Annotated in this window: 20 protein-coding genes and 1 pseudogene; 10 read left to right on the plus strand and 11 right to left on the minus strand. The window is 60.9% G+C overall.

Annotation, left to right across the window (positions count from 1 at the left end; translation table 11 throughout):
- Positions 1–92: 92 nt before the first annotated feature.
- The 7 genes from ppsA (at position 93) to dnaB (ending at position 8,192) form a co-directional block, all read left to right on the plus strand.
- Positions 93–2,501: a phosphoenolpyruvate synthase gene (ppsA, locus tag PRZ03_RS04210; protein ID WP_273599163.1), complete on the plus strand. Its 2,409-nt coding sequence runs from the start codon at positions 93–95 to the stop codon at positions 2,499–2,501.
- 206 nt (positions 2,502–2,707) lie between these two features.
- Entirely contained in the window at positions 2,708–4,822 is a 2,115-nt protein-coding gene (locus PRZ03_RS04215; protein ID WP_273599164.1) for a sodium:solute symporter family protein, read from the plus strand.
- 192 nt (positions 4,823–5,014) lie between these two features.
- Positions 5,015–5,377, plus strand: coding sequence for a 30S ribosomal protein S6 (rpsF, locus tag PRZ03_RS04220; RefSeq protein ID WP_263531957.1), 363 nt, complete (start codon positions 5,015–5,017; stop codon positions 5,375–5,377).
- Between the two features lie 88 nt (positions 5,378–5,465).
- The gene (priB, locus tag PRZ03_RS04225; RefSeq protein WP_263531958.1) at positions 5,466–5,786 is read left to right on the plus strand and encodes a primosomal replication protein N; all 321 of its coding nucleotides are present in this window, start codon (positions 5,466–5,468) and stop codon (positions 5,784–5,786) included.
- A 12-nt stretch (positions 5,787–5,798) separates the two neighbouring features.
- A complete protein-coding gene (rpsR, locus tag PRZ03_RS04230) occupies positions 5,799–6,089 on the plus strand; it encodes a 30S ribosomal protein S18 (RefSeq protein ID WP_263531959.1) in 291 nt (96 codons plus the stop codon).
- A gap of 13 nt (positions 6,090–6,102) precedes the next feature.
- Complete coding sequence (gene rplI, locus PRZ03_RS04235) at positions 6,103–6,558, plus strand: 50S ribosomal protein L9 (protein ID WP_263531960.1); 456 nt, start codon at positions 6,103–6,105, stop codon at positions 6,556–6,558.
- A gap of 176 nt (positions 6,559–6,734) precedes the next feature.
- The gene (gene dnaB, locus PRZ03_RS04240) at positions 6,735–8,192 is read left to right on the plus strand and encodes a replicative DNA helicase (protein WP_273599165.1); all 1,458 of its coding nucleotides are present in this window, start codon (positions 6,735–6,737) and stop codon (positions 8,190–8,192) included.
- Positions 8,193–8,226: 34 nt separating this feature from the next.
- Here the strand turns inward: dnaB and PRZ03_RS04245 are convergent, their stop codons facing one another.
- The 7 genes and pseudogenes from PRZ03_RS04245 to PRZ03_RS04275 all read right to left on the minus strand — a co-directional run bounded on the left by PRZ03_RS04245 (position 8,227) and on the right by PRZ03_RS04275 (position 16,556).
- Entirely contained in the window at positions 8,227–9,846 is a 1,620-nt protein-coding gene (locus tag PRZ03_RS04245) for a response regulator (RefSeq protein ID WP_273599166.1), read from the minus strand.
- A 196-nt stretch (positions 9,847–10,042) separates the two neighbouring features.
- Positions 10,043–11,191: a molecular chaperone DnaJ gene (gene dnaJ, locus PRZ03_RS04250; protein WP_273599167.1), complete on the minus strand. Its 1,149-nt coding sequence runs from the start codon at positions 11,189–11,191 to the stop codon at positions 10,043–10,045.
- Positions 11,192–11,316: 125 nt separating this feature from the next.
- Positions 11,317–13,275: pseudogene (dnaK, locus tag PRZ03_RS04255) on the minus strand (molecular chaperone DnaK); the annotation flags it as partial.
- Positions 13,276–13,390: 115 nt separating this feature from the next.
- Positions 13,391–13,915, minus strand: coding sequence for a nucleotide exchange factor GrpE (gene grpE / locus PRZ03_RS04260; protein ID WP_273599168.1), 525 nt, complete (start codon positions 13,913–13,915; stop codon positions 13,391–13,393).
- Between the two features lie 90 nt (positions 13,916–14,005).
- Positions 14,006–14,437 carry an RNA-binding S4 domain-containing protein gene (locus tag PRZ03_RS04265; RefSeq protein ID WP_273599169.1) on the minus strand — a complete coding sequence of 144 codons (432 nt, stop codon included), beginning with the start codon at positions 14,435–14,437 and terminating at the stop codon, positions 14,006–14,008.
- 14 nt (positions 14,438–14,451) lie between these two features.
- Positions 14,452–15,882 (minus strand): sensor histidine kinase, encoded by a 1,431-nt coding sequence (locus PRZ03_RS04270; protein WP_273599170.1) that lies wholly within the window; start codon positions 15,880–15,882, stop codon positions 14,452–14,454.
- The gene (locus PRZ03_RS04275) at positions 15,879–16,556 is read right to left on the minus strand and encodes a response regulator transcription factor (protein ID WP_273599171.1); all 678 of its coding nucleotides are present in this window, start codon (positions 16,554–16,556) and stop codon (positions 15,879–15,881) included. The genes PRZ03_RS04270 and PRZ03_RS04275 overlap by 4 nt, the downstream gene beginning before the upstream one ends.
- A 108-nt stretch (positions 16,557–16,664) precedes the next feature.
- On the opposite strand from PRZ03_RS04275, the gene PRZ03_RS04280 reads away from it, so the two are divergent.
- From PRZ03_RS04280 to PRZ03_RS04290, 3 genes are read left to right on the plus strand one after another with little or no spacing between them, the layout of a single operon-like run.
- Positions 16,665–17,624, plus strand: a complete 960-nt coding sequence (locus tag PRZ03_RS04280; protein ID WP_273599172.1) for a Bug family tripartite tricarboxylate transporter substrate binding protein — start codon at positions 16,665–16,667, stop codon at positions 17,622–17,624.
- A 1-nt stretch (position 17,625) separates the two neighbouring features.
- The gene (locus tag PRZ03_RS04285; RefSeq protein WP_263531969.1) at positions 17,626–18,144 is read left to right on the plus strand and encodes a tripartite tricarboxylate transporter TctB family protein; all 519 of its coding nucleotides are present in this window, start codon (positions 17,626–17,628) and stop codon (positions 18,142–18,144) included.
- Between the two features lie 12 nt (positions 18,145–18,156).
- The gene (locus PRZ03_RS04290; RefSeq protein WP_273599173.1) at positions 18,157–19,692 is read left to right on the plus strand and encodes a tripartite tricarboxylate transporter permease; all 1,536 of its coding nucleotides are present in this window, start codon (positions 18,157–18,159) and stop codon (positions 19,690–19,692) included.
- Positions 19,693–19,697: 5 nt separating this feature from the next.
- Here PRZ03_RS04290 and hemH read toward each other — a convergent pair whose 3' ends face one another.
- The 4 genes from hemH to dnaG form a co-directional block, all read right to left on the minus strand.
- Positions 19,698–20,789, minus strand: a complete 1,092-nt coding sequence (hemH, locus tag PRZ03_RS04295; RefSeq protein ID WP_273599174.1) for a ferrochelatase — start codon at positions 20,787–20,789, stop codon at positions 19,698–19,700.
- 41 nt (positions 20,790–20,830) lie between these two features.
- Positions 20,831–21,796: an adenylate/guanylate cyclase domain-containing protein gene (locus PRZ03_RS04300; RefSeq protein ID WP_263531972.1), complete on the minus strand. Its 966-nt coding sequence runs from the start codon at positions 21,794–21,796 to the stop codon at positions 20,831–20,833.
- A gap of 242 nt (positions 21,797–22,038) precedes the next feature.
- Positions 22,039–24,288 (minus strand): RNA polymerase sigma factor RpoD, encoded by a 2,250-nt coding sequence (gene rpoD / locus PRZ03_RS04305; RefSeq protein ID WP_273599175.1) that lies wholly within the window; start codon positions 24,286–24,288, stop codon positions 22,039–22,041.
- A 368-nt stretch (positions 24,289–24,656) separates the two neighbouring features.
- Entirely contained in the window at positions 24,657–26,570 is a 1,914-nt protein-coding gene (dnaG, locus tag PRZ03_RS04310; RefSeq protein WP_273599176.1) for a DNA primase, read from the minus strand.
- Between the last annotated feature and the right edge of the window lies 1 nt (position 26,571).

The following is a 26,571-nucleotide window of genomic DNA, read 5'->3' on the forward strand; positions in this document are numbered from 1 at the left end:
CTTGGGCTGAGTCACTGCGTCGATGTGATGGGAGGAGCCACCCATGGCGCCTCGGCGGGAACCCCGAATTTTCAACCTTACGGAGTTTTCCCATGTCCACACGCTATGAGCCGACCGCCCTGGTCGTTCCATTTGAGAATCTGAGAATGAGCGACGTCGAGGTCGTTGGCGGTAAGAACGCCAGCCTCGGCGAGATGATCTCGGAGCTGTCCTCCTCGGGCGTTCGCGTCCCTGGCGGCTTTGCCACGACCGCGCATGCCTTTCGCGAGTTTCTCAAGCATCAAGGCTTGGACAAGCGTATTGAAGCGCGCCTGGCCACGCTCAACACCGATGATGTGCGTGCATTGGCCGAGGCCGGCGCCGAGATTCGCGGCTGGTTGGAGGCGCAGCCCTTTCCGGCCGATTTGGAGGCGCAGATTCGCGCGTCTTTTGCGCAACTGACCGCCGACCACCCCGATGTGTCTTTCGCGGTGCGTTCTTCTGCCACTGCAGAGGATTTGCCTGACGCTTCGTTTGCCGGTCAGCAAGAGACCTTCCTGAATGTGATCGGCATTGAAGAAGTGCTGCACAAGATGAAGGAGGTTTTCGCCTCTTTGTATAACGACCGTGCCATCAGCTACCGTGTGCACAAGGGCTTTGCCCATGCCGACGTGGCCTTGTCGGCCGGCGTGCAGCGCATGGTGCGCTCCGATCTGGGCTCGGCCGGTGTGGTGTTCACCATCGACACCGAGTCCGGCTTCAAGGATGTCGTTTTCATCACCTCTAGCTACGGCCTGGGTGAGACCGTGGTGCAGGGCGCCGTCAACCCGGACGAGTTTTATGTGCACAAGCCGGCCTTGCAAAAAGGCAAGCTGCCCATCATCCGCCGTAACCTGGGATCCAAGCTGATCCGGATGGAGTTCACCTCGCCTGCCGAGAAGGCTGCGTCCGGCAAATTGGTCAAGACCGTGGACACGCTGCCCGAGGCGCGCAATCGCTATTCGCTGAACGATGCCGAAGTCATTGAGTTGGCCCGTTATGCCTTGATCATCGAAAAGCATTACGGCCGCGCGATGGACATCGAATGGGGGCGCGACGGCATTGATGGCCAGATCTACATTCTGCAGGCCCGCCCCGAGACGGTGAAGAGCCAGGCCGAAGGGCAGGTCGAGCACAGCTACAAGCTCAAGGGCCACAGTGCGGTGCTGGTCGAGGGTCGCGCGATCGGCCAGAAGATCGGCACCGGCCCGGTTCGCCTGGTCACCCATATCAGCGAGATGGACCGGGTCCAGCCCGGCGACGTGCTGGTGACCGATATGACCGACCCGAACTGGGAGCCGGTGATGAAGCGGGCCTCGGCGATCGTGACGAACCGGGGCGGCCGCACTTGCCACGCCGCCATCATCGCGCGCGAACTCGGCATCCCGGCCGTGGTGGGCTGTGGCGACGCGACCGAGAAGTTGAAAGAAGGTCAGTTGGTGACCGTGGTTTGCTCCGAAGGCGACACCGGCTTCATCTATGACGGCCTGCTGGAAACCGAGGTTACCGAGGTGCATCGTGGCGAGCTGCCCTATTGCCCGATCAAGATGATGATGAATGTGGGTAACCCACAGTTGGCCTTCAACTTTGCGCAGATGCCTAGCGCAGGAGTCGGCTTGGCGCGCTTGGAGTTCATCATCAACAACAATATCGGCGTGCATCCGAAGGCGATTCTTGACTACCCGAACATCGACGCCGATCTGAAAAAGGCGGTCGAGTCGGTGGCCCGTGGCCACGCTTCGCCACGCGCTTTCTATGTCGATAAATTGGTCGAAGGCGTGGCGACGATTGCTGCGGCCTTCTTCCCGCGCCCGGTGATCGTGCGTTTGTCGGACTTCAAGAGCAATGAGTACCGCAAGCTGATCGGTGGCTCGCGCTACGAGCCCGATGAAGAGAATCCGATGCTGGGTTTCCGTGGCGCTTCGCGCTACATCAGCGGCGAGTTCTCGGATGCCTTCGCGATGGAGTGCGAGGCGCTCAAGCGGGCTCGCAACGAGATGGGGCTGACGAATATCGAAATCATGGTGCCTTTCGTGCGTACCGTGCGTCAGGCCGAGCGGGTGGTAGCGATGTTGGCGGAGCGCGGGCTAAAGCGCGCGGCGGCGGGTGGCCAAGACGGCCTGCGCGTCATCATGATGTGCGAGGTGCCGAGCAACGCGATCCTGGCCGAGCAGTTCCTGGAGCATTTTGACGGCATGTCGATCGGCTCGAATGACCTGACCCAGTTGACCTTGGGGCTGGACCGCGATTCAGGCCTGGAACAGTTGGCGGGCGACTTTGACGAACGCGATCCGGCCGTCAAGGCCTTGATCTCGCGCGCCATTGCAGCTTGCCGGGCAACCGGCAAGTACATTGGCATCTGCGGCCAAGGCCCAAGTGACCATCCTGACTTTGCCGATTGGCTGGCCGGTGAGGGCATCACGTCGATTTCGCTCAATCCCGACTCGGTGATCGAAACCTGGCAGCGTCTGGCCAAACGCTGAAACTCTGCGGCGTTTGCCCTGTGGGGCGGGCGCCTACAAGCACCGTATCGACGGCCCTGCGGGGCCGTTTTCTTTGGCTCCTACGTGCCTTTTACGGGCTCTGTCTCCCTCTGTCTGCCCCTGACTTGAGCGAACCTCGGGTTCTTGACAATAGGCAGCGGCACCGCCGGCCTGCATGATGCCGGGCCAACGCCACAGCAGGAACAATGAATTCGCCCCCAGCAGACCACTCTCAAGACTCGGCCAGTTCTGGCTTGAGCGCCGGCTTGGGTTCCAAGCTCAGGCGCATCTACGCTTGGTATACGCTCGGTTTTGTCGTGTTTGTGCTCTTGCTGGCGATTCTGGAGCGGGGGGGCTTGGCCAAGAGCTGGATAGGTTTCAGCTTTATGGCCGCGACCGTTGGCGTCTATGCCTGTATTGGCTTGTTGAGTCGCACGACCGACGCCGATGAGTATTACGTCGCGGGCCGGCGCGTACCGGCGATCTTCAACGGCATGGCGGCCGGCGCTGATTGGATGAGTGCGGCCTCTTTCATCGGCTTGGCCGGCACGCTCTATTTGTCCGGCTATGGCGGCTTGGCTTTTGTCTTGGGTTGGACGGGCGGTTTTGTACTGGTTGCGCTGTGCCTCGCGCCCTATCTGCGCCGCTTTGGCCAGTTCACTATTCCCGACTTTTTGGGGGCTCGCTACGGCGGCAGCGCGCCGCGCCTGATCGGAGCTACTGCGGCTGTTCTGGTCTCTTTCATCTATTTGGTCGCGCAGATTTACGGCGTTGGCCTCATTACCTCACGCTTGACCGGCTTGGCCTTTGAGGTGGGTGTGTTTGTGGGGCTTGGCGGTGTCTTGGTGTGCTCTTTCTTGGGAGGTATGCGTGCAGTTACCTGGACGCAAGTGGCGCAGTACATCGTTTTGGTGATTGCCTATTTGGTGCCCGTGGTCTGGCTGAGTGCTAAGCAAACAGGCATCCCGCTGCCGCAAGTTGTTTACGGCTATCAACTGGCCAAGCTCACGCAGCGGGAGCAGCAGTTGCTGACGGATCCGGCCGAACTTGAGGTGCGCGCCGTGTTTCAGCAGCGCGCCGATGGTTTCGGGCGCAAGTTGCAAGACGTGCCTGAGTCCCTGGCCTTGGAGCGCGCCCAGGCCGCGCATCGGGTGGCGGAGCTCAAGCGTCAGTCAGATACGCCCCTGGCCTTGGTTCAGGCTGCCGAAAAAAGCCAGGCTGCCCTGCCGCGCACCCCTGCAGAAGCACGCGATCAATGGCAGCGAGCTTTGGCCCTCAATGAGGCGAGGGCGCAGCCCTTGGTCGGCATGCCGCCCCATGCGCAGCAGTTCGTTGGGGACCCGGACGGCACGCCGCAAGAACGCCAACAGTTTGATGAATCGCGCCGCAACTTTATGGCGCTGGTTTTTTGCCTGATGGTGGGGACGGCCGGTCTGCCGCATATTCTGACCCGCTACTACACCACGCCTTCGGTGCGGGAGGCGCGTGAATCGGTGGCCTGGTCCTTGATCTTCATCAGCCTGCTCTACCTCACGGCGCCGGCGCTGGCGGTGATGGTCAAGTACGAGATTTTCACCGAGTTGATCGGCACGCCGATTGCCAGCCTGCCGGCCTGGATCGGGCAATGGGCTCGGGTTGACGCGGGGCTGCTCGCGGTCAGCGATGTCAATGGCGACGGGATCTTGCAGCTTGGAGAATTGCGCATCAGCAGCGACATCATCATGCTGATGACGCCTGAGTTGGCGGGCTTGCCCTATGTCGTGTCGGGCATGGTGGCGGCGGGCGGCTTGGCCGCGGCCTTGTCCACCGCTGACGGGCTGCTGCTGACGATTTCCTCGGCCTTGTCCCACGATGTTTACTACCGGGTGCTCAATCCGGGGGCGAGCATGACGCGCCGCGTGACGATGTCCAAGGCCTTGCTGCTTGCCACGGCGCTTGCGGCAGCGGCTATAGCGGCCCATAGACCGGCCGACATCTTATATCTGGTCGCGGCCGCGTTTTCGGTGGCTGGTGCGGCTTTCTTCCCGGCCTTGGTGCTGGGTATTTTTTGGCGGCGAGCCAATCGCTGGGGGGCAGTGGCTGGCATGTTGGTGGGCTTGGGACTGACCACTTACTACATGGTTCATGCAACTCCGGCTCTGCGTGCCGTCTTGGGCGTGCCTGGGTCCGCGTCCCTGTGGTGGGGCATTCAGCCAATCTCGGCCGGCCTGTTCGGCGTACCGGCGGGTTTTGTGGCTGTGTGGTTGGTCAGCTGCCTGACGCCCGCGCCCGGCCCCGAGCAACAGAGTCTGCTTGAGCGGATGCGGGCGCCCTCCGGTTAGCTGAGGCGATAAACACCTCCGCGTTTATCTGGTCCATGGCCTGAGTCTTGTCGAAGGCAAGAATAGACGCTATACTCGCGGGTTCCACCTTGCCGTGACCACGTGACTGACGCTGTGGCTCGGCTTCCTCAGGCAAGGCTTGGCCGAAAAGGTTCGACCGAGTCCCTTGCCTGGAATCCACAAGGAGTATTTATGCGTCACTATGAAATCGTTCTGCTGATCCATCCGGATCAAAGCGAACAAGTCCCAGCCATGCTGGAGCGCTACAAAGGCCTGATCACCACTGGTGGCGGCGTTGTTCACCGTGTTGAAGATTGGGGCCGCCGTCAAATGGCTTACCTGATCCAGAAGTTGGCCAAGGCCCACTATCTGTGCGTGAACATCGAGTGCAGCAAGGAAACCTTGGTTGAGCTCGAGACCGGCTTCCGCTTCAATGACGCCGTGCTTCGCCACCTGACGGTGCTGAAGTCCAAGGCCGAAACCACACCTTCAGTCATGATGAAGTCTGTGGACCGCGAAGAAGCCCGCAAGGCTCCTCAAGTCGCGTCTGCCTAATTCTTTGAATTGGCTTTAGCTTGGTGTTTGAAACGGTAGTGAGCGTGCTTGGCTCCAGCGCGCAGCAAAATGATCGGTGGGTTCCTCGTTGAATCAGCTGATCTTGCTGGCGCAAGTTCTGGAGTTAGGTTTGGTCAGGTACACACCGGCCGGTTTGATGGCCCTGGACTGTTGCTTGAAGCATGAGTCCCAGGTGCAAGAAGCCGGCAGGCCACGCAAGATTTCTTTGGAAATTAAAGCCGTGGTGATTGGTGATCTGGCCAAGCGCTTACAGAGTTTGGGACTTGGAAATACGGCCCGATTTACGGGTTTCCTGAGTGCCCAGCGCAATGGTCGTGGAACAATTTTTCATATCACTGCACTCGATACCGTCACGACGCCAAATTGTTCGAATCCGGATAGAAATTAATGAGGTCATCAAATGGCTCCTCCACGCGGTAAAGGTCGCTTCTCGAAAGACAAGAAGCCCAAGCGCAATACCCAATCCTTGCTGTTCCGTCGTAAGCGCTTCTGCCGCTTCACCGTCACCGGTGTTGAGCAGATCGACTACAAGGACATCGACACGCTGCGCGATTTCGTCGGCGAAAACGGCAAGATCACGCCCGCTCGCCTGACCGGCACGCGCGCATTCTTCCAGCGTCAGCTGACTGTTGCGATCAAGCGTGCGCGTTTCCTCGCCATGCTGCCGTACAGCGATCAGCACAAGGTCTGAGGAGTAGGACAACATGCAAATTATTCTGCTTGAAAAAGTAGCCAACCTCGGCAACCTGGGCGATGTCGTCACGGTCAAGAACGGTTACGCCCGCAACTTCCTGATCCCAACTCGCCAGGCACGTCGTGCTACCGAGGCAGCGATCAAGGAATTCGAAGTCAAGCGCGCTGAGCTCGAGAAGATTGCTGCTGAAAAGCTGGCAACCGCTCAAGCTCTGGGCGAAAGCTTGACCGGCAAGACCGTCTGCATCAGCCAAAAGGCTGGCGTGGATGGCCGTTTGTTCGGTTCGGTCACCAATGCTGACGTGGCTGAAGCTCTCGTCAAGTTGGGCTTTGCTACCATCACCAAGACACAAGTTCGCATGCCTTTGGGCGCGCTGAAGGCTGTCGGCGAGTTCTCCGTCAACGTTGCTCCGCACACCGATGTGGTTGTGGAAGTCAGCGTCCAGGTGGTTCGTCAGGCCGACTAAGGTCTTGAGCAACTGGCCCTAACCGGTCAGCTGAAAAAAGCCGACAGCTGTCATAGCCGTCGGCTTTTTGCGTTTTTGGCTGCTGATTTATACAGAGTCATCCCCTGCATTTCCACAGGCTTGTCCACAGGGCAGGGCTGTTTAGCAATTACCGAGCAGCAGCGAGTAGGACCACCATGAGCGCGACTTTCTCTTCAACGCCATTACCTGGCTCTCCGGGTTCACCGGGTTCATCTGCCGGTGCTGATCGCCGTGACGACGAAGTGGCGCGTCTGCGCACGCCGCCGCATTCGATCGAGGCGGAGCAAAGCGTGCTGGGTGGCTTGCTGATTGACAACTCGGCTTGGGACCGGGCCGGCGACTTGTTGACCGAGTCCGACTTCTACCGCTTCGAGCACAAACAGATCTTTGTTGCCATCGGCAAGTTGATCAACGGCGGCAAGCCTGCCGACGTCGTGACCGTGTTCGAGGAATTGACCTCACACGGCAAGGCCGAAGAGTGCGGCGGTCTGGCTTATCTGAATGCTCTGGCGCAGAGCGTGCCGAGCGCCGCCAATATTCGCCGTTATGCGGAGATCGTGCGCGAGCGCGGCATTTTGCGCAAGCTGGTCAGCGCGAGTGACGAAATCGCCACCGCTGCGCTGAGCCCGCAGGGCCGGGCGGTGGCGCAAATTCTTGACGAAGCCGAGGGCAAAATTTTCCGCATCGGCGAGGAGGGCTCGCGCAGTCAGCAGGGCTTCCAGAGTATGGACAACCTGGTGGTGGCGCTGATCGACCGGGTCAATGAGTTGGCCGAAAACGGCGCCGAGGACGTCACCGGTGTGCGCACCGGCTTCTTTGATTTGGATCGCATGACGGCCGGCTTTCAGCCCGGTGATCTGATCATTTTGGCTGCCCGCCCGTCGATGGGAAAAACCGCGTTCGCGATCAATATCGGCGAGAACGTGGCCATCAACGAAGGCTTGCCGGTCGTTATTTACTCCATGGAAATGGGCGCCGCTCAACTTGCCATGCGTATGGTTGGTTCGATCGGTCGCATTGACCAGAGTCACTTGCGCACCGGTCGCCTGGCCGATGACGAGTGGGGCCGATTGTCTGAGGCCGTCGACAAGCTCGGCAAGGCCAGCATTTTCATCGATGAAAGCCCAGGCCTGAGCCCCTCTGAAGTGCGCGCGCGTGCGCGTCGGCAAGCGCGTATTTGCGGAAAATTGGGCTTGATCATCGTCGACTACTTGCAGCTGATGAGTGGCAACGGCGGCAATGAGGAAAACCGCGCGACCGTGATCGGTGAAATCTCGCGCGGCCTGAAGGCGCTGGCCAAGGAGTTGCAGTGCCCGGTGATTGCGCTCTCGCAGCTCAACCGAAGCGTTGAACAACGCCCCGACAAACGCCCGATGATGAGTGACTTGCGGGAGTCGGGTGCGATCGAGCAGGACGCGGACATCATCATGTTCATCTACCGCGACGACTACTACATGAAGGAAGAGTCCAAGGAGCCGGGCATTGCCGAGATCATCATCGCCAAGCAGCGTAACGGCCCGGTCGGTACCGTCAAGCTGTTCTTCCAGCGCATGCATACCAAGTTTGAAAATCTAGCACCTGGCTACGTCGGCGTGAGCGGCGACGAGTACTGATCGGCCCCGAGCAGCAGGAGCTTGTACGCGGACCTTAGGTGCGCAGAGCCAGCCCGCCGGCCGCTCGTTTGCGGTTGGCCGTGCCACCCAGCGGCAGCACATACTTGGCGTGTAGCTGCTGAATCGTTTCGGTCAACTCTTCGGCATCCTCGATCTTTTCGGTGTGACGCTTGAGCACGAGGCTGGCCATATCGATTAGCTTGGCGTTGCGGGTGACTTCGCCCTGCTGTATCAACAGGGCAACACCAACGCGTGCCGAGCCGCGCATCGAGTGGCGCATCGCGGTTTCGGCGATGCTGAAAATCTTGGCATGGCTGCTGCGCAGCTCTTCGGCCACCCGCTCATTACCTTCACTCATGGCCACCAGCACCTCGGTGGCTGCCTTCGCGGTGCAAAAACGCAGGCCCAGCTGGGTGACCAGTTGATCCATCTCATCGAGTTCAATCATCGTCGCCAAGCGCACCCACAGCGCCAGCAAGAGGCTCGCTGCCTCTAGATCAAAGTCTTCTTGTTCGCTGGATAGGCGGGTCAGTTCACGCGCCAGCTCGAGTGCGTCGGCAACGCGCTTTTCAAGCATGAAGCGCAGGCATTTGAACAGCCCGTCAAAACGCTGCAGGCGTTTGGAGTTAGGGTGGCGTTCCAGCTCGCTGGTCATCGCATCGGCGGCGTATTTCAAGCCTTTGCTGTCGCGGTTGTCAAAGCGCATCAAGCCGATCAAGGCCAGGGTTAGCATGTCGAACAGCTTGGAGCGCAAGCCCTGCGCCATCGTCTGTTCCAGCTGCTTCAGGGCTTCGGCTCGCTGCCCGGCGTAGAAAGCCAGGCAGCCGCAGCGCTGTGCCCGCAGCAAGCAGCCCGGTGTCAATCTCGCAGCTGTTCGATAGGTGGCCAAAGCGCCTTCGATTTCGCCCAGATCCATCTGCACCCGGCCCATCACATCATGCGAGTCGGCATGGTCTGGGATGTCGCCGATCAGGGTTTCCAAGGTGCGGCGAGCCGCCGCCACATTGCCCGAGCCCAGCTCGGTACGGGCGACGCCCAGGCGCGCCCAAGGGACGGTTTTGGCGGCAATGATGGCGTCATAGAGTTGGCGTGCATCATCAAAACGGTTGAGTCGCAGCAGCAACTCGGCGCCAATGCGTGCGGCATAGAGCCAAAACTGCCCGCGCGCTTCAAAACGCTTGAGGCAGTGACCGGCGGCGGCCTCGAAGTCCTGCCGTTCAATCGCTTCGAAAATATCTTTCAGGACGCGCTTGCGATGCCTGGCATTGGCCAAACGGTCTGACAAGGAGGCCATGGTGTAGGGCTTGACCAGATAAGCGTCCAGCGCTGCTTCTGCGGCCTCGGCCACCTTGCTGTAGGAGGCCTCGCCGGTCACCATCACAAACACGGTCGAATAGGGCAGCAGATGCTCGCGGCGTAGCTCATCCAGCAAGTCCTGCCCCGACATTTCGCTGCCATCAAAATGGTAGTCGCACAGCACGATGTCATAGGCTTTGTGCTCAAGAATCACGCGGGCATCGTTGATGCGGGTGGCTTGGCGAACCTGTGCCACGCCCAGGTCTCTCAACTGGGACGCCATCAGGCTGCGCGATGTCGCATTGCTGTCGATCACCAGCGCGCAGGCATTCTGAATATCGCTGTCCATCATCGCCATGCTGGACTCCCGCTCGCGGTCTTTGGCATCTGTTGAATTGAGCTTGGTTTGGGTGCAGGGCTTCTCACACCGAGCTTATCGGCCGCACTGTGGAGAAACTGAATCGACTCGGCGCCGGCCGTGCAGGATGACACAAAAAAAGCGCCCCGGCCGGCGAGGGCAGCGGGGCGCTTTGGCTTCATCGCAGCAAGCCTGCTTACTTGAAGATGTCCTTGACCCGATCGGCCCAGCTCTTGGTATTGGGCGAATGGCGCTCGCCGCCGTCGCGGAATGACTTGTCCAACTCCTTCATCAGCTTGCGTTGATGCTCGGTCAGCTTGACCGGTGTCTCGACGCTGATGTGGCAGTACAGATCGCCCGGATAGCTCGAGCGCACACCCTTGATGCCCTTGCCGCGCAGACGGAAGGTCTTGCCATGCTGCGTACCTTCGGGCAGGTCGATTTCTGCCTTGCCACCCAAGGTCGGCACTTCTATGGTGCCGCCCAGAGTAGCCGTGGTCAGCGGCGTCGGCATGGTGCAGTGAAGGTCATCACCGTCACGCTCGAAAATCTCATGCTGCTTCAGACGAATCTCGATATAGAGATCGCCGGCGGGGCCGCCGTTGACGCCGGGCTCGCCATTGCCGGCCGAGCGAATGCGCATGCCTTCGTTGATGCCGGCCGGAATCTTGACCTCCAAGGTCTTGCTCTTCTTGACCTTGCCTTGGCCATTGCAGGCGGTGCACGGGTCGGGAATGATCTTGCCGGTGCCGTGGCAATGCGGGCATGTCTGCTGCACCGAGAAGAAGCCCTGGCGCATGTGCACGGTGCCGGCGCCATTGCAGGAGCCGCAAGTCTTGGCGCTGGTGCCGGGTTTGGCGCCACTTCCGCTGCAGGTCTCGCAGCTTTCCCAGCTCGGAATGCGGATCTGGGATTCCTTGCCCCGTGCCGCTTCTTCCAGCGTGATTTCCATCGCGTAGGAGAGGTCGCTGCCGCGGTAGACCTGTTGGCCGCCGCCGCCACGCCTGCCTGCACCACCGGCGCCACCATTGAAGATGTCACCGAAGATGTCGCCAAAGGCTTCTGCGAATCCGCCAAAGCCTTCGCCGCCCGCGCCGCGACCACCCATATTGGGGTCCACACCGGCATGGCCATGCTGGTCATAGGCCGCCCGCTTTTGCGGGTTGGAGAGCATCTCGTAGGCTTCTTTGCCTTCCTTGAATTGCTCCTCGGCCTTCTTCGCCCCCTCGCCTTGATTGCGGTCGGGGTGGTACTTCATGGCCAGCTTGCGGTAGGCCTTCTTGATTTCGTCCTCGGTCGCATTTTTTGCGACGCCGAGAGCTTCGTAATAGTCACGCTTTGCCATGAGCCAGATCCGTACATTTCAAACAACAGCGCCGCGACGAGCTTTTGGGTCAGACCCTGGGGCTGCGTCGCGGCGGCGGTGACGGTCAAACCCGTTGCAGCAACGAGTTTGACGCATCAGTTACTTCACTTCGAGTCTTTGACTTCCTTGAACTCGGCGTCGACGACATTGTCATCGGCCGGTTTGGCGGAAGCCTGCGCTTGCGGCTGCTCGGCCGCACCTTCAGCAGCGCCGCCAGCCGCAGCCGCTTGCGCTGCTTGAGACTCCGCATAAACCTTCTCGCCCAGCTTCTGGCTGGCTGTCATCAGCGCTTCGGTCTTGGCTTCGATATCGGCCTTGTCCTCACCCTTGATGGCTTCCTCGGCGTCCTTGAGTGCCGCTTCGATCTTTTCCTTCTCGGCCGCTTCGAGCTTGTCGCCATGCTCGGTCAGCGACTTCTTGACCGAATGCACCATGCCATCGGCCTGGTTGCGGGCATGTACCAGCTCGACCTTCTTCTTGTCTTCGCCGGCATTGGCCTCGGCGTCCTTGACCATCTTCTCGATCTCGGCTTCGCTCAGGCCAGAGTTGGCCTTGATGGTGATCTTGTTTTCCTTGCCGGTGCCCTTGTCCTTGGCGCCCACATGCAAGATGCCGTTGGCGTCGATGTCGAAGGACACTTCGATCTGCGGCGTGCCGCGTGGTGCTGGCGGGATGCCTTCCAGATTGAACTCGCCCAGGCTCTTGTTGCCCACCGCCAACTCGCGCTCACCTTGGTAGACCTTGATGGTCACGGCCGGCTGGTTGTCGTCGGCGGTCGAGAAGGTCTGGCTGAATTTGGTCGGGATGGTCGTGTTCTTGGCGATCATCTTGGTCATCACGCCACCCAGGGTTTCAATACCCAGGCTCAGCGGTGTGACGTCCAGCAGCAGCACGTCCTTGCGCTCGCCACCCAAGACCTGGCCTTGAATCGCAGCACCGACGGCCACGGCTTCGTCCGGGTTCACGTCGCGACGTGGCTCCTTGCCGAAGAATTCCTTGACCTTGTCCTGCACCTTGGGCATGCGGGTCATGCCGCCGACCAGGATCACGTCGTCGATCGCGCTGATGGCAATGCCGGCATCCTTCATGGCGATGCGGCAAGGCGCGATCGTGCGCTCAATCAGCTCGTCCACCAGCGACTCCAGCTTGGCGCGCGTCAGCTTGACGTTCAAGTGCTTGGGGCCGGTCGCGTCAGCGGTGATGTAAGGCAGGTTGACGTCGGTCTGGGCCGAGTTGGACAACTCGATCTTGGCCTTCTCGGCGGATTCCTTCAGACGCTGCAGTGCCAGCACGTCCTTGGTCAGGTCAACGCCTTGGTCCTTCTTGAATTCGGAAACGATGTAGTCAATCACGCGCTGGTCGAAGTCTTCACCGCCCAGGAAGGTGTCGCCGTTGGTCGACAGCACTTCGAATTGCATCTCGCCGTCGACGTCGGCGATCTCGATGATGGAGACGTCAAACGTGCCGCCGCCCAAGTCATAGACAGCGATCTTGCGGTCGCCCTTGCCATGCTTGTCTAGACCAAAAGCCAGCGCCGCAGCGGTAGGCTCGTTGATGATGCGCTTGACGTCCAGACCGGCGATGCGGCCGGCGTCCTTGGTGGCTTGACGCTGGGCGTCATTGAAATAGGCCGGCACCGTGATGACGGCTTCGGTCACTTCTTCACCGAGATAGTCCTCGGCGGTTTTTTTCATCTTGCGCAGGATTTCGGCCGAGACTTGCGGAGGGGCCAGCTTCTTGCCGCGCACATCCACCCAAGCGTCGCCGTTATCGGCGGCAGCGATGGTGTAAGGCATCAGGTCGATGTCCTTTTGCACTTCCTTTTCGGTGAACTTGCGGCCGATCAGGCGCTTGACGGCGTAGATGGTGTTCTTGGGGTTGGTAACGGCCTGGCGCTTGGCCGAGGCGCCGACCAGGATTTCGCCATCTTCTTGGTAAGCAATGATGGACGGGGTCGTGCGAGCGCCTTCGGCGTTCTCGATCACGCGCGTCGTGTTGCCTTCCATGACGGCCACGCACGAATTCGTGGTGCCCAAGTCAATACCGATGATCTTTCCCATTGTCTTTTCTCCTGAAGATTTGTTGAGAGCCGAAGCGTTTTTGCTTGAGCGGCTGCCTTAAAACTGATGCTTATAAGCTGTGGATAACTTGCTGGCTTTCAAGCCCCGCAAGTCATATTTATTTGGGGGCCGTGACCGTCACCAAAGCCGGTCGCAGCGTGCGATCGGCGATGGAATAGCCTTTTTGCAAGACCATCACCACGGTGTTGGGTTCCTGGTCGGCGGGGACCACCGAGATGGCTTGGTGCTGATGCGGGTCGAACTTGGTGCCGGCGGCCGGGTTCACTTCGATCACCTTGTTGCGCTCAAGGGCGGCGGCCAGTTGGCGCTTGGTGGCGTGCACGCCTTCGAGCACGGTCTCAACCTTGGCGTCCGGTAAAGCAATCGCGGCTTCCATGCTGTCCATCACTGGCAACATCGATTCGGCAAAGGACTCAACCGCGAATTTGCGGGCCTTGCTGACATCGTCGTCGGCGCGGCGGCGGATATTCTCCACCTCGGCCTTGGCGCGCAGATAAGCGTCCGACATTTCGGCCAAACGCGCTTCCAATTCAGCCACTTTGCTGTCGTCGCCGCTGTTGACAGCGGCAATCAGTTCTTCCTGGCTGAGAGGTTCTTGGGGGGGATTGTTAGGTGTCGTCATGATGCGGAAATAAGCAATGGCGTCTATATGGACGCCTTTCCAAGGATTTCAAGAGGGGTATTTGGGACAGTTGTTGCGGGAATCCCGGAACTAGTTGCCGTCTGACGCGGACCAGCGATCCCAGTCCGCCAGCCGGCGACGGTCCTGCTTGGTCGGCCGCCCTTGCGTGATGCTTTGGGCCGGTTCGGGTGCCAGTCGGCGGGCTTCGCTGAGTTTCTCCCGCTGGGCGACGCTGTCAGGTGTTTCTTCATACAGGGCTTGTGCCTGCGGGGCCGGGCCGCGCACATGGCTCAAGCCTCGCACCTGCACCTCGCGCTCCACCACGCCTTGGCGGAACTTCAGCAGATCGCCAATTTTGAGTTCCCGTGAAGCCTTGGCCACCAAGCCATTGACCTGCACGCGGCCACGGCCAATCTCCTCGGCCGCCAGTGAGCGAGTTTTGAAGAAGCGCGCCGCCCACAGCCATTTGTCCAGCCGCAGTCCGCAGGAGAGTTTGTCGTAGGCAGGCAGCGCAGATTTCATGGCCGTATTTTCACTTAACTCTGAACGGATACGCTCAGGGGCAGTCGGACGACAGCGTCCAAGCCTTCGATCTGGCCCTGGCGGATGCGATTCTCCAGTGTGACGGCTCCGCCCAGTGACTGTGCAATACCCTGGCAAATCGCCAGCCCCAGGCCTGAGCCCTTGCTGGCGCTGCCGGCTGCAAAAGGCAGGAAGAGCTGTGCCTGTTGCCCGGCCGACAGACCCGGCCCCGAGTCGGCAATCGTCAGCACGGCTTGGCTTTGGGCGCGCACCAGTTGAATGCTCAAGCGCCCGCCGGCGGGGGTGTGCAGAATCGCGTTGTGCAGAAGATTTCGGGTCAGTTCGCGCAGCGCCCAGGCATGGCTGTCAACCGCCGCGGGCTCGGTCACGATATCAAAGTCCAGTTGTTGCTCGGCGATCAGCGGCGCCAAATCCAGCGCGACGGCACGTGTCAACTCGGCCCAGTCCTGCGTCGGCAGTGACTCTAGGCCCTGGCGCAGCTGCTCGACCTTGGCCAGCGCCAGCATCTGGTTGGCAACTTGCGTGGCGCGGCTGACTGTCTGATCGATCTCGCTCAAGGCCTGCATCGGTTCAACATCGCCGTGCAGCGCCGACTGCACCTGTACCTTCAGTACCGCCAGCGGCGTCTTCAACTGGTGCGAGGCGTCTCGGATGAAGCGTTTTTGATACTCGAGCAACTGGCTCAAGCGCTCGACCACCTGGTTGGTGGCGTCCACCAAGGGTCGCCACTCGCGCGGTGCGTCTGGCGCCAGCACCGGCGACAGATCGCCTTCGCTGCGCTCCAGCAACTGCTGGCTCAGGCGGCGCACTGGCGCGGTCGCGCGCTGTACCACGACCACCACCACCACGCCAATCACCAGCACCAACAGGACCTGGCGCCAGACGGTTGCGATCAGGATCTGGCGCGCCAGCGTGTGGCGCAGCTCAAGCGTTTCGGCCACCTGGATGGTCGCCATGCCTTGGCCGGCAGTGCCCGCCACCGGCTGCAAGAGCACGGCCATGCGCACCGGCTCGCCGCGAAACTGCGCATCGTAAAAGGTCACCAGTGCCGCATAGGGACCCTGTTCGGGCAGCTTGCCGCGCCAAGTTGGCAGGTCCTCAAAGCCGGAGACCATTTCGCCCGCGAAACCGCTGACCCGGTAATAGATGCGGCTGCGGTTGTCGGCCTCGAAGGCCTCTAGCGCGGAGTAGCTGAGCTTGGCATGCAGCTTGGGTGCCCCGAGCTCGTCGCTGCCAATCTCCAGCAGCTCGCCGATGGACTTGGCTGTCGCCAACAAGGTGCGGTCATAGGCGGTGTCAGCCGCCAGCAAGGCCTGATGGTAGAGGCTGACGGTGTTGAAGGCGATCAAGAGCATGACCGGCAGCAAGATGCCCACCATCAATTGGCGGCGCAAAGAACTGGCACCGAGCGAACGCCGCGTCATGCCTGCGCCTTCAGCAGATAGCCCAGGCCGCGCAAGGTCACCAGCTGCGCGCCGGTGTGCGCGATGCGTTTGCGCAGGCGGTAGGCGACGACCTCGATCGCCTCCAGCTGCACCTCGGCCGCGCCAGGGAAGACCAGGTCGAACAGTCGCTCCTTGGCCATCGCCGTACCCGGACGGGCCAGCAAGGCGCGCAAGAGCGCGCCTTCACGCGGCGTCAGCTCCAGCAAAACAGCATCGTGATAGACAGCGCCGCTGTCTGCGTCCACCCGCATGCCGCAGAAGGCGCCGTTGCTGGCGCCGGTCTTGACCGCTGCACCGGCGCGCCGGCCCAGTGCCTGTACGCGCGCCATCAACTCGTCAAGATCGAAAGGCTTGGGCAGATAGTCATCGGCGCCAACATTGAGCCCCAGGATGCGGTCACCGACGGTGCCGCGTGCGGTCAGGATCAGCACCGGCGCCGCCAAGCCTGCCTTGCGCGCTTGCGCCAGCACTTCCAGGCCGTCCAGGCCCGGCAGGCTCAGGTCCAGTACCACCACATCCGGCAAGCAGGCTTGCCAGCGGCCGATTGCCAAGGCGCCGTCACTGCAGGTCGCCACTTGCAGGCCGCGCCGCTCAAAGCTGCGTGTCAGGCTGAGCAGCATGGCGGGGTCGTCTTCGATCAACAGCAGTTTCATGGTCTTCGCTCTAGCGGGTTTGCCCTAGTCCATTCGACAGCGAACTGACAGGCTTGACGGCGACGATGGCGAGGCAGTAGTACAGACAGATAACAGGAGACAAACATCATGCGTCGCGATACCTTTTTGAAGTCCATGGCCGCCTTGGTCGCCAGCGCCGGTCTGCCATTGTCGACCCAGGCCGCAGCCAATCTGAAGATGATGATTCCGGCCAATCCGGGCGGAGGCTGGGACAGCACCGGCCGCGCATTGGGCAAGGCCTTGCAGGACGCCGGCCAAGTCTCATCCGTGCAGTTTGAGAATAAAGGTGGCGCGGCCGGCGCCTTGGGCCTGGCCCAATTCGTTAACGCGTCCAAGGGCGACCCGAATGCGCTGATGGTGATGGGCGCGGTGATGCTGGGCGGCATCATCACGGGCAAGCCGCCGGTCAGCTTGTCGCAGGCGACACCGATTGCGCGCTTGACGACCGAATACAACGTCTTCGTGCTGCCAGCTAACTCTCCGCTGAAGGACATGAAGGATGTCGTCGAGCAGTTGAAGAAGGACCCCGGCAGCGTCAAGTGGGGCGGTGGCTCACGCGGCTCGACCGAGCATGTGGCGGCCGCGATGATTGCGCGCAACGCCGGCGTTGATGCGGCCAAGATCAATTACGTGCCCTTTCGCGGCGGCGGCGAGGCCACGGCTGCGATCCTGGGCGGCAATGTCACCGTCGGTGGTAGCGGTTATTCCGAGTTTGCCCAGTACATCGCCAGCGGCAAGATGCGCGCGATTGCAGTCACATCGGACCAACGCCTGCCCGGCGTAAAAGTGCCGACCCTGCGCGAGTTGGGGATAGATGTGGTGATCGGCAACTGGCGCGGTGTGTACGCCCCTCCAGGCATCACGCCGGAGCAGCAAAAGGCCTTGACCGACATGGTCACAGCGGTGTTCCGCAACAAGGCCTGGATCGCGGCGCTGGAGTCAAACAACTGGACGCCCGCGCTGTTGACCGGCAAGGCCTTTGCCGACTTTGTAGACCAAGAGTTCGCCATGCTGCGCGCCATCATGGTCAAGTCGGGGATGGTCTGAGGTGAGTGCATCTTCGGGTACGGCCTCGGTGGGTCAGCAAACCTGGGTGGGGGTCGGCGCACTCTTGATTGGGGTGTTGATGGCTTACGGCGCCAGCTTCATTTCGTCCGACGCCGGCTATGCAGGCATTGGCCCCAACGCCTTGCCTTGGTTTGTGGCGGTGGTGCTGATGCTGTGTGGCGGATGGCTGATCTGGGAGGCTCGCAGCGGCGGCTACCGGGAGATGGAGGCGCCGTCCGGTGCGGAGCAAGGCGACTGGCGCGCCGCCGCTTTTGTGATCGGCGGTGTGGTGGCGAACGCGGCCTTGATCACCGTGATCGGCTTCATCCTGGCCTGCTCGCTGTGTTTTGCGCTGGCCGTGCGCGGCCTGCGCATGTCGGAGGGAAAGCCGGGCGGCGGCCCGCGCCAATGTCTGCTTGATGGCCTGACCGGGCTGATCATCGCGGCGCCGGTGTTCTGGTTGTTCACCAAGGTATTGGCCATCAATTTGCCTGGCTTGACTGCCAGCGGTTGGCTTTAAACAGAGATAGATATGGAACTCTGGAACCAACTGCTGGGTGGCTTCGCCACGGCCGGCACACCAATCAATCTGATGTGGGCCTTTCTGGGCTGCGTGATAGGCACCGGCATCGGCGTCTTGCCGGGCCTGGGGCCGGCGGTGACGGTGGCGATGCTCTTGCCCATCACCGCGCAGGTCGAGCCGACTGCGTCGATGATCTTCTTTGCTGGCATCTATTACGGCGCCATGTATGGCGGCTCGACCACCTCGATCTTGCTCAACACCCCGGGCGAAACCGGCACCATGGTGACGGCGCTGGAGGGCTTCAAGATGGCCAAGAACGGCCGCGCCGGCGCGGCCTTGGCCACTTCGGCGATAGGCTCTTTTGTGGCCGGCACGATTGCCACCATCTTGGTCACCTTGTTCGCGCCGATGATGGCCGAGTTCGCCGTCACGCTGGGCCCACCTGAATATTTCTGCCTGATGCTTTTGGCTTTCACCACCGTCAGCGCGGTGCTGGGCAAGAGCACGCTGCGCGGCATGACGGCGCTGTTCATTGGCCTGGCGATGGGCTTGGTTGGGCTGGATCAGATCACCGCGCAGGTGCGCTACACGGCGGGCATCCCTGAATTCATGGACGGCATCGAAGTGGTGCTGGTTGCGGTGGGGCTGTTTGCTGTTGGTGAGACGCTCTATAACGCGCTCTATGAGGGGCGCTGCAAGCAAGAGATCAACAAGCTCAGCTCGGTTCATATGACCAAGACCGAGTGGCGCCGCTCTTGGCCGGCCTGGTTGCGAGGTACCTTCTTGGGCTTTCCCTTCGGCACCATTCCGGCCGGTGGCTCGGAGATCCCGACCTTCTTGAGCTATGCGACGGAGCGCAAGCTGTCCAAGCACAAGGAGGAATTCGGCACCGTCGGCGCAATTGAAGGCGTGGCCGGGCCAGAGGCGGCCAATAACGCCGCCGTCACTGCCACCTTGGTGCCGCTGCTGACCTTGGGCATTCCGACCTCGGTGACGGCCGCCATTCTCTTGAGCGCCTTGCAGAACTACGGCATCCAGGCCGGTCCGCAGTTGTTCCAGACCTCGTCAACTTTGGTGTGGGCGCTGATTGCCTCGCTTTATATCGGCAATGTGATGCTCTTGGTGTTGAACCTGCCGATGGTGGGATTGTGGGTCAAGCTCTTGAAGATCCCCAAGCCGCAGCTCTATGCAGGAATTTTGATCTTTGCCACCGTTGGCGTTTACGGCATGCGGCAAAGCTCGTTCGACCTGTTCCTGATGCTGGTGATCGGCCTCGTGGGCGTGCTGATGCGCCGCTTCGACTTTCCGACGGCGCCGGTGGTGGTGGGCATGATTCTTGGCCCGATCGCCGAGGCGCAGCTGCGCAATGCGCTGTCCATCGGCGAGGGCCATTGGGGCGTTTTCTTGCAGCGGCCGTTGTCGCTCGGGCTTCTGGTCCTCGTGGCCTTGGTGCTGGTGCTGCCGCGCCTCTGGCCGTGGGTGATGCGCTGGCGTGAGGTTAGGCTGAAGGCGCAGCGAAATGCAAATAACGCTGCGTCACATTGACCACCTCAGTTTGAGGCGCCGGCTGCCAGCGCCAAGTCGCGCTGCATTTGCAGCGCAGCTGCATCGGGCCTAGCTAGAGTTGGCCAGCCCTGCAAGTGACGCTCGGCCAGCGTGGTCAGCGCCCTCATGCCGGCAGGGCTGTCATTCAGGCAGGGGATGTAGCTGAAGGCCTCGCCGCCGGCGTGCAGGAAGGTCTCGCGCGCTTCCATGCTGATTTCTTCCAAAGTTTCCAGGCAATCGGCGCTGAAACCGGGGCAGATCACGGCGACTTTTTTGACTCCGTCCGCAGCGAGCTTCTTCAGCGTCGGCTCGGTGTAGGGCTCCAGCCACTTAGCCTTGCCGAAGCGGCTTTGGAAAGTGACGATGTACTCGGCCTTGCTCAGGCCCAGCGATTCGGCCAGCAGACGGCCGGTCTTCAGGCATTCGCAGTGGTAGGGGTCGCCCAGGGCCAGGGTGCGTGCGGGCATGCCGTGAAAGCTCATCACCAGCCGCTCGGGTCGCCCGTTAACGGCCCAATGCGCGCGCACGCTCTCGGCCAGCGCGGCGATATAGAGCGGGTCATCGTGATAGCGGTTGACGAAGCGCAATTCCGGCAGGTGACGAGTCCGCAGCGCCCAGTTGGCCACATCATCGACCACGCTCGCGGTGGTTGCGCCGGAGTACTGCGGATAGGCCGGCAGCACCAGGATGCGGGTCGCACCCTCGGCGCGCAGGCTGTTGAGCGTGTCGGCAATCGATGGTGAGCCGTAGCGCATCGCATAGCGCACCGTGACAGCGTGGCCGCGCTCGCCCAGATAGCCTTGCAAGAGCTTGGCCTGCTTTTCGGTCCAGACCTTCAGGGGGGAGCCTTCTGAAGTCCAGACGCTGGCGTATTTGGCGGCCGACTTGGCCGGGCGCACGCGCAGGATGATGCCGTGCAGGATGGCCAACCAGATCAGTCGAGGAATTTCTACGACGCGCGGGTCACTCAGAAATTGTGCCAAGTAGCGGCGCAGGGCCGCCGGCGTGGGGGCGTCGGGCGTGCCGAGATTGCAGTAGAGCAGGGCGGTTTTCGGCGAACTGCCGTGGCTGTAAGCGGCTTCGGGGCGCGTCGTCATTCGGTCTAGTACTCTCTTTCGATGGAACGGGTCATGTGGATTCAGCCGCGGCTGCGCGTGTGGCCAAAGCTGTGCGGTTCGGTATCGGCGAAGTGCAGGACTTCGAACTTGACGATCGGCGAGGTGGCATCGACCGGCGGACTGCCCAGGCCGATCACACCGCTACCGTGCAGGGTGCAGCTGCCGCGCTTCAAGCTGACCACGTCACCGCTGCTGCCAAAGCGCACAAAGCTGCCGTTATAGCTGAGGTCGGTGATGGAGAAGCTGCCGGCGTGCCAGTCGATGCGGGCATGCGAGCGCGAGACCCGCGCGTCGGTGATGCAGTAAGTCGCCTGCACGCTGCGGCCCAGGATGATGGGCATATTGTCGACATCAAATACACGGTCCAAATCCAGCCAGACCAGCCGGATGCCGTCGGGTTCGACGGCGTGCTGGACCTCGCCAAACTGGGTGGCGGCGACATCGCCATGGGTTGCCTGATCGAGCACATGCACATGTACCGGTTCGGCCCGGCCACGAATCGCGATCAAATCCAAGCTGCGAAAACGAAGTTTTTTTGCCGAGGGCAGGCCGTTCAAGACTTCGGCTGTGATCAGGGTTTCGTTGTCACCGGCGTGATTCAGCAAGCGGGCCGCGACGTTGACTGCGTCGCCGAAGCAGTCACCATTCATTTCGACCACCTCACCGCGTGCCAAGGCGACCTGCATGCGCAAGGCGCGCAGGCCGGGCGAAGCGAATTGGCTCTTGCCCCGTGCCACGACTCGCTCCAACATTTCGTGCATGCGAATGGCAGCCTGCACGCCATCATTCGGGGTTTCAAAGACGGCCATCAAACCGTCCCCCAAGGTCTTCACCAAGCGGCCCTTGCATTCGTCGACAGCTTGCGCGATCAGGCCCACGGTTTGCGTCACCAAGGAGGTGGCCTCGGCATTGCCCAAGGTTTCGAAAAGCCCCGTGCTGCCACGCAGATCGGCAAACAAAACAGTGCGTTCCCGGATTTGGGTCATGGTCGGTGAGTAGAACGGTTTTGGCGCGTGAAATTGTTGGCAGTGTAGCCGTGCTGCGCGGCACCGTCATGGTGGACGGTTAAACGAAAAAAGGGGCTGGATCGCTCCAGCCCCTTTTCGTTTCTGTCATGTGCTGATCAGAGATTGTCCAAATACGTGCGTAACTTGTGCCTGCGGCGCAAATTGCGATGCGCCCTTGGCGCACAAGCGAGTGACAAGCACTCGCTTGCCTATTTGGCCAATCAGAGATTGTCCAAATAGGTCCGCAATTTGTCCGAGCGGCTTGGGTGCTTGAGCTTGCGGATCGCCTTGGCTTCGATCTGACGAATGCGCTCGCGCGTCACGTCGAACTGTTTGCCGACTTCTTCCAGCGTGTGGTCGGTCGACATCTCGATGCCGAAACGCATGCGCAGAACCTTGGCTTCGCGCGGCGTCAGGCTGTCGAGGATGTCCTTCACCACATCGCGCAGACCCGCTTGCATCGCGGCTTCGATAGGCGCCGTGTTGTTGGTGTCCTCGATGAAGTCGCCCAGATGCGAATCGTCGTCGTCGCCGATCGGCGTTTCCATCGAGATCGGCTCCTTGGCGATCTTCATGATCTTGCGGATCTTGTCCTCAGGGATCTCCATCTTCTCGGCCAGCGTTGGGGCATCCGGCTCGAAGCCGAATTCCTGCAAATGCTGACGCGAGATGCGGTTCATCTTGTTGATCGTTTCGATCATATGCACCGGGATGCGGATGGTGCGGGCCTGGTCAGCGATCGAGCGGGTGATGGCCTGACGGATCCACCAGGTCGCATAGGTCGAGAACTTGTAGCCGCGACGGTATTCGAACTTGTCGACCGCCTTCATCAAACCGATATTGCCTTCCTGGATCAGGTCGAGGAACTGCAGGCCACGGTTGGTGTACTTCTTCGCGATCGAGATCACCAAGCGCAAGTTCGCTTCGATCATTTCCTTCTTGGCATCGCGCGAGGCCTTTTCGCCCTCGTTCATCTTCTTGTTGATGTCCTTCAAGTCCTCGATCGGCACGACGGCCTTGGACTGAATGTCCATCAACTTCTGCTGCAATTCCTGCACCGGCGGCAAGTTGCGCGCCAGCACATTGGAGTAGGGCTTGCCGGAGGCGATTTCCTTCTCGGCCCATTGCTTGTTCAAGGCATTGGGCGGGAAGGTCTTGATGAAGTACTCCTGCGGCATGCCGCATTTGTCCACCACGATCTTGCGCAGCTCGCGCTCATAGCGACGCACATCGTCAACCTGCGAGCGCAGCAGATCGCAGAGTTTCTCGATCGTCTTGACGGTGAAGCGGATCGTCATCAACTCGGCGCTGATGGCTTGTTGCGCCTTGTTGTAGGAGGCCGACTTGTAGCCGTCCTTCTCGAAGGACTTGCGCATCTTGTCGAAGTTGGTCGACAGCGAGTCGAACTTGACCAGCGCGGCGTTCTTCAGCTCTTCGAGTTTCTTGGTCAGCGCCTTGGAGCCGCCGTTGCCGTCGTCATCGTCTTCTTCGTCGAATTCGTCGAAGTCTTCTTCGGCCACATAGTCGTCGGCCTCATCGGCGGCGACAAAGCCGTCCACCACTTCAGAGATGGTCTTTTCGCCGGCGCGAATCTTCACGCCCAGGTCGATGATGTGTGCAATCGTGGTGGGCGAAGCGGAGATGGCCAGCATCATCGCCTGCAAGCCACCTTCGATGCGCTTGGCAATTTCGATTTCGCCTTCGCGGGTCAGCAACTCGACCGTGCCCATTTCGCGCATATACATGCGAACAGGGTCGGTGGTGCGGCCGAACTCGGAGTCCACCGTCGACAGCGCGGCTTCCGCGGCTTCTTCGGCTTCTTCTTCGGTCGCGGTGGCGGTGGTGCTGCCCTGAATCAGCAAGGTGGCCGCGTCGGGGGCCTGCTCATAGACCGCGATGCCCATGTCGTTCAACATGGAAATGATGGCCTCGAGGATTTCCTCGTTGACCAGCTTTTCTGGCAAGTGGTCGTTGATTTCTTGATGCGTCAGGAAACCACGCGTCTTGCCCATCTTGATCAGCGTCTTCAGCTCATGGCGACGCTTGGCGGCTTCTTCTTCGGTCAGCGCCGTTTCTTCCAGGCCGAACTCACGCATCAGCGCGCGTTCTTTGGCCCGTGAGACCTTCATGCGCAGCGGCTTGGCCTTGGGCTTGTCGGCCTCGACCTCAGCGACTTCGGCGCTGTCACCTTCTGCTTCGGGCTCGCCTTCCAGGTCGGCTTCCAAGTCGGCGAAGTCTTCTTCATCGGCCTCGGCGGACTTCTTGGCCGGTGCGGCCTTTTTGGCTTCGGTGGCTGCCTTGGGCTTGCGGCCGCGCTTGGGTTTGTCGTCGGCAGCGGCCGGGGCGGCGGCATCTGCGGGCGCGGCTGCTGTCACGGTTTTCGCGGCTTTGGCAACTCTCACGACTTTGCCGGCGGGCTTCTTGAGCTCTTCAGCGGCGGCGACGGTGGGCTCGGTCTTCTTGGCAGTCATGCAGATCCTCGGGTGGAGTTTGGCGGGCGGGCCGGGGAGTGATTCGGTAAAAAAATCTGAAAATATTTTTAGCTAGCAATGCAGCAGCCACCTGGGGTCGTTTACTGCGCTTTTCAAGGCGAAGCTCGATTCAGGTGGCATTCATACGCTTCGAAAAAACTGCTTTCACAATGTTCTTCTCGGCGCGGCGCGTGCAAGCTAGCGTGGACGTTTGAGTTTGCAAACTTGTGCGGATACAGGTGGCCTTGATACCTCTGTGGGTGCCCAGTTTCGCTGGGTGGCCGGGTCCGGCAAGCTTTGCCGTCACTCTTGACGCGCGCGGAAAACCCTTAATTATCGCCGAAAACAGCGCAAAGCACAAATTCCCACTAAGTTGGCGTGCTGCTGGGTGCCTTCAGGGTCCTGATTTGAGCGAGCAGGCGTTTGTAGCGCTCGAATTCCTCGCCCTGCGGGTTGCTGGCGGCGATGCGTGTGGTCTCTGTTTCGAGCTGCGCGATCCAGAGTTTTTTAAGTAGGTTTTGCAGCCCTTCAAATTCGGATTCATCTTCACTGTGCAGACCGCCCAGCAGCCGTTTGGCGCGCTCAAGCAGACCGTCTTCGGCCAAGGCCGCTTCCAGCACCGACCAAGGTGAACTGCCGTGATTGAGTAAATAGCGATCCAGCCAGTTGATCAACTCCCCGTGAATGCCGGGCAATTCATGCAGCAGATGATGATCTTCTGGGCTCAGGCGCTCCCACCATGCGCTGTTGAGCAGCAACATGCGCAGCGCATGATCGGCTGGCACATTGGGCGCGCTGCGGGGTGTGCCTATGGTTTCGTCTTCGGGCTCACCCCGGCGCTTCCAATTGCCGCTGGGCTTCCAGTCTTTTTTCCATTCCTTTTTCTTGAAGGGGCGGGGCTCGCTGCTTTGCGCGTTGTGAGCTTCTTCGGGCGGATGCTCTCGCCCGTCATCGTGGGCTTGCTCTTGCGCCGCCGCCCCGCCGACTTGCCACAGCCCCATCAGCTCTTGATCCGGCAGCTGCGCGCGCCGCGCCAAGTCGCCCAGCAATTGCCGCTTCAACAGCCCCTGCGGCAGTGTCTGCCACAGCGGTCGGGCTGTGGCCAACATGCGCGCACGGCCCTCGGCACTGCTCAGGTCGCAGCCTTCGCCAGCCACTTCCATCAACTGCCTGGACAGCGGAATCGCCTCGGAAATGCAATTTTCGAAGGCATCGGCGCCCAAGTCCCGCACATAGGAATCGGGGTCATGCTCGGTGGGTAAGAACAAAAATTTGACGCTGCGCACATCTGTTGCATGCGGCAGCGCGGCTTCCAGTGCACGGCCGGCGGCGCGGCGGCCGGCCGCGTCGCCGTCAAAGCTGAAGATCACCGATTCGGTGAAGCGGAACAGCTTCAGCACATGCTCGGCCGTGCAAGCCGTGCCCAGCGTCGCTACTGCATTGTTGAAGCCGTGCTGGGCCAGCGCCACCACGTCCATATAGCCCTCGACCACTAAGGCGTAGCCACGCTGGCGCAGGCCTTGGCGGCCCTCATACAAACCGTACAACTCGCGGCCCTTGCTGAAGACCGGCGTCTCTGGCGAGTTCAGGTATTTGGGTTCACCTTTGTCGAGCACGCGCCCGCCAAAGCCAATCGTCTCGCCTTGCACATTGCGAATCGGAAACATGATGCGATCGCGAAAACGGTCGTATCTCTTTTGCTCTTCACCTTCGTCGCCCTGTGTGATCACCATGCCTGACTCGGTCAGCAAGGGGTCATCATAGGAAGGGAAAGCGCTGGCCAGGCTGCGCCAGCCTTCCGGGGCATAGCCGAGTGCAAACTGCGCGGCGATCTGGCCTGTCAGACCGCGCTTCTTCAGGTAGTCAATCGCGCGCGGCGTTTTCTTCAGCTGCGCGCGGTAATGGTCGCTGGCGCGCAGCAAGACTTCGGTCAGCGTGGCTTGGCGCTGCTTTTGCTGCGCAGCGCGTTCGCGCTCTTCGCTGGAACGCTCGTCCTCGGGCACTTGCATGCCGGTTTGCTGAGCGAGGTCTTGCACCGCCTCCACAAAGCCCAGGCCGCTGTGCTCCATCAAGAAGCCGACCGCATTGCCATGCACGCCGCAGCCGAAACAATGGTAGGTCTGGCGCGTTGGGCTGACGATGAAACTGGGCGACTTTTCGCCGTGAAAGGGGCACAGGCCCTTGTGGTTGATGCCGGCCTTTTTAAGCTCGACATGGCGGCCCACCACCTCGACGATGTCGACGCGAGAAAGCAGGTCCTGAATAAAGCCGGGTGGAATCACC

The organism is Roseateles albus (assembly GCF_028595345.1).
In the GTDB taxonomy this organism is placed as follows: domain Bacteria; phylum Pseudomonadota; class Gammaproteobacteria; order Burkholderiales; family Burkholderiaceae_C; genus Paucibacter_A; species Paucibacter_A albus.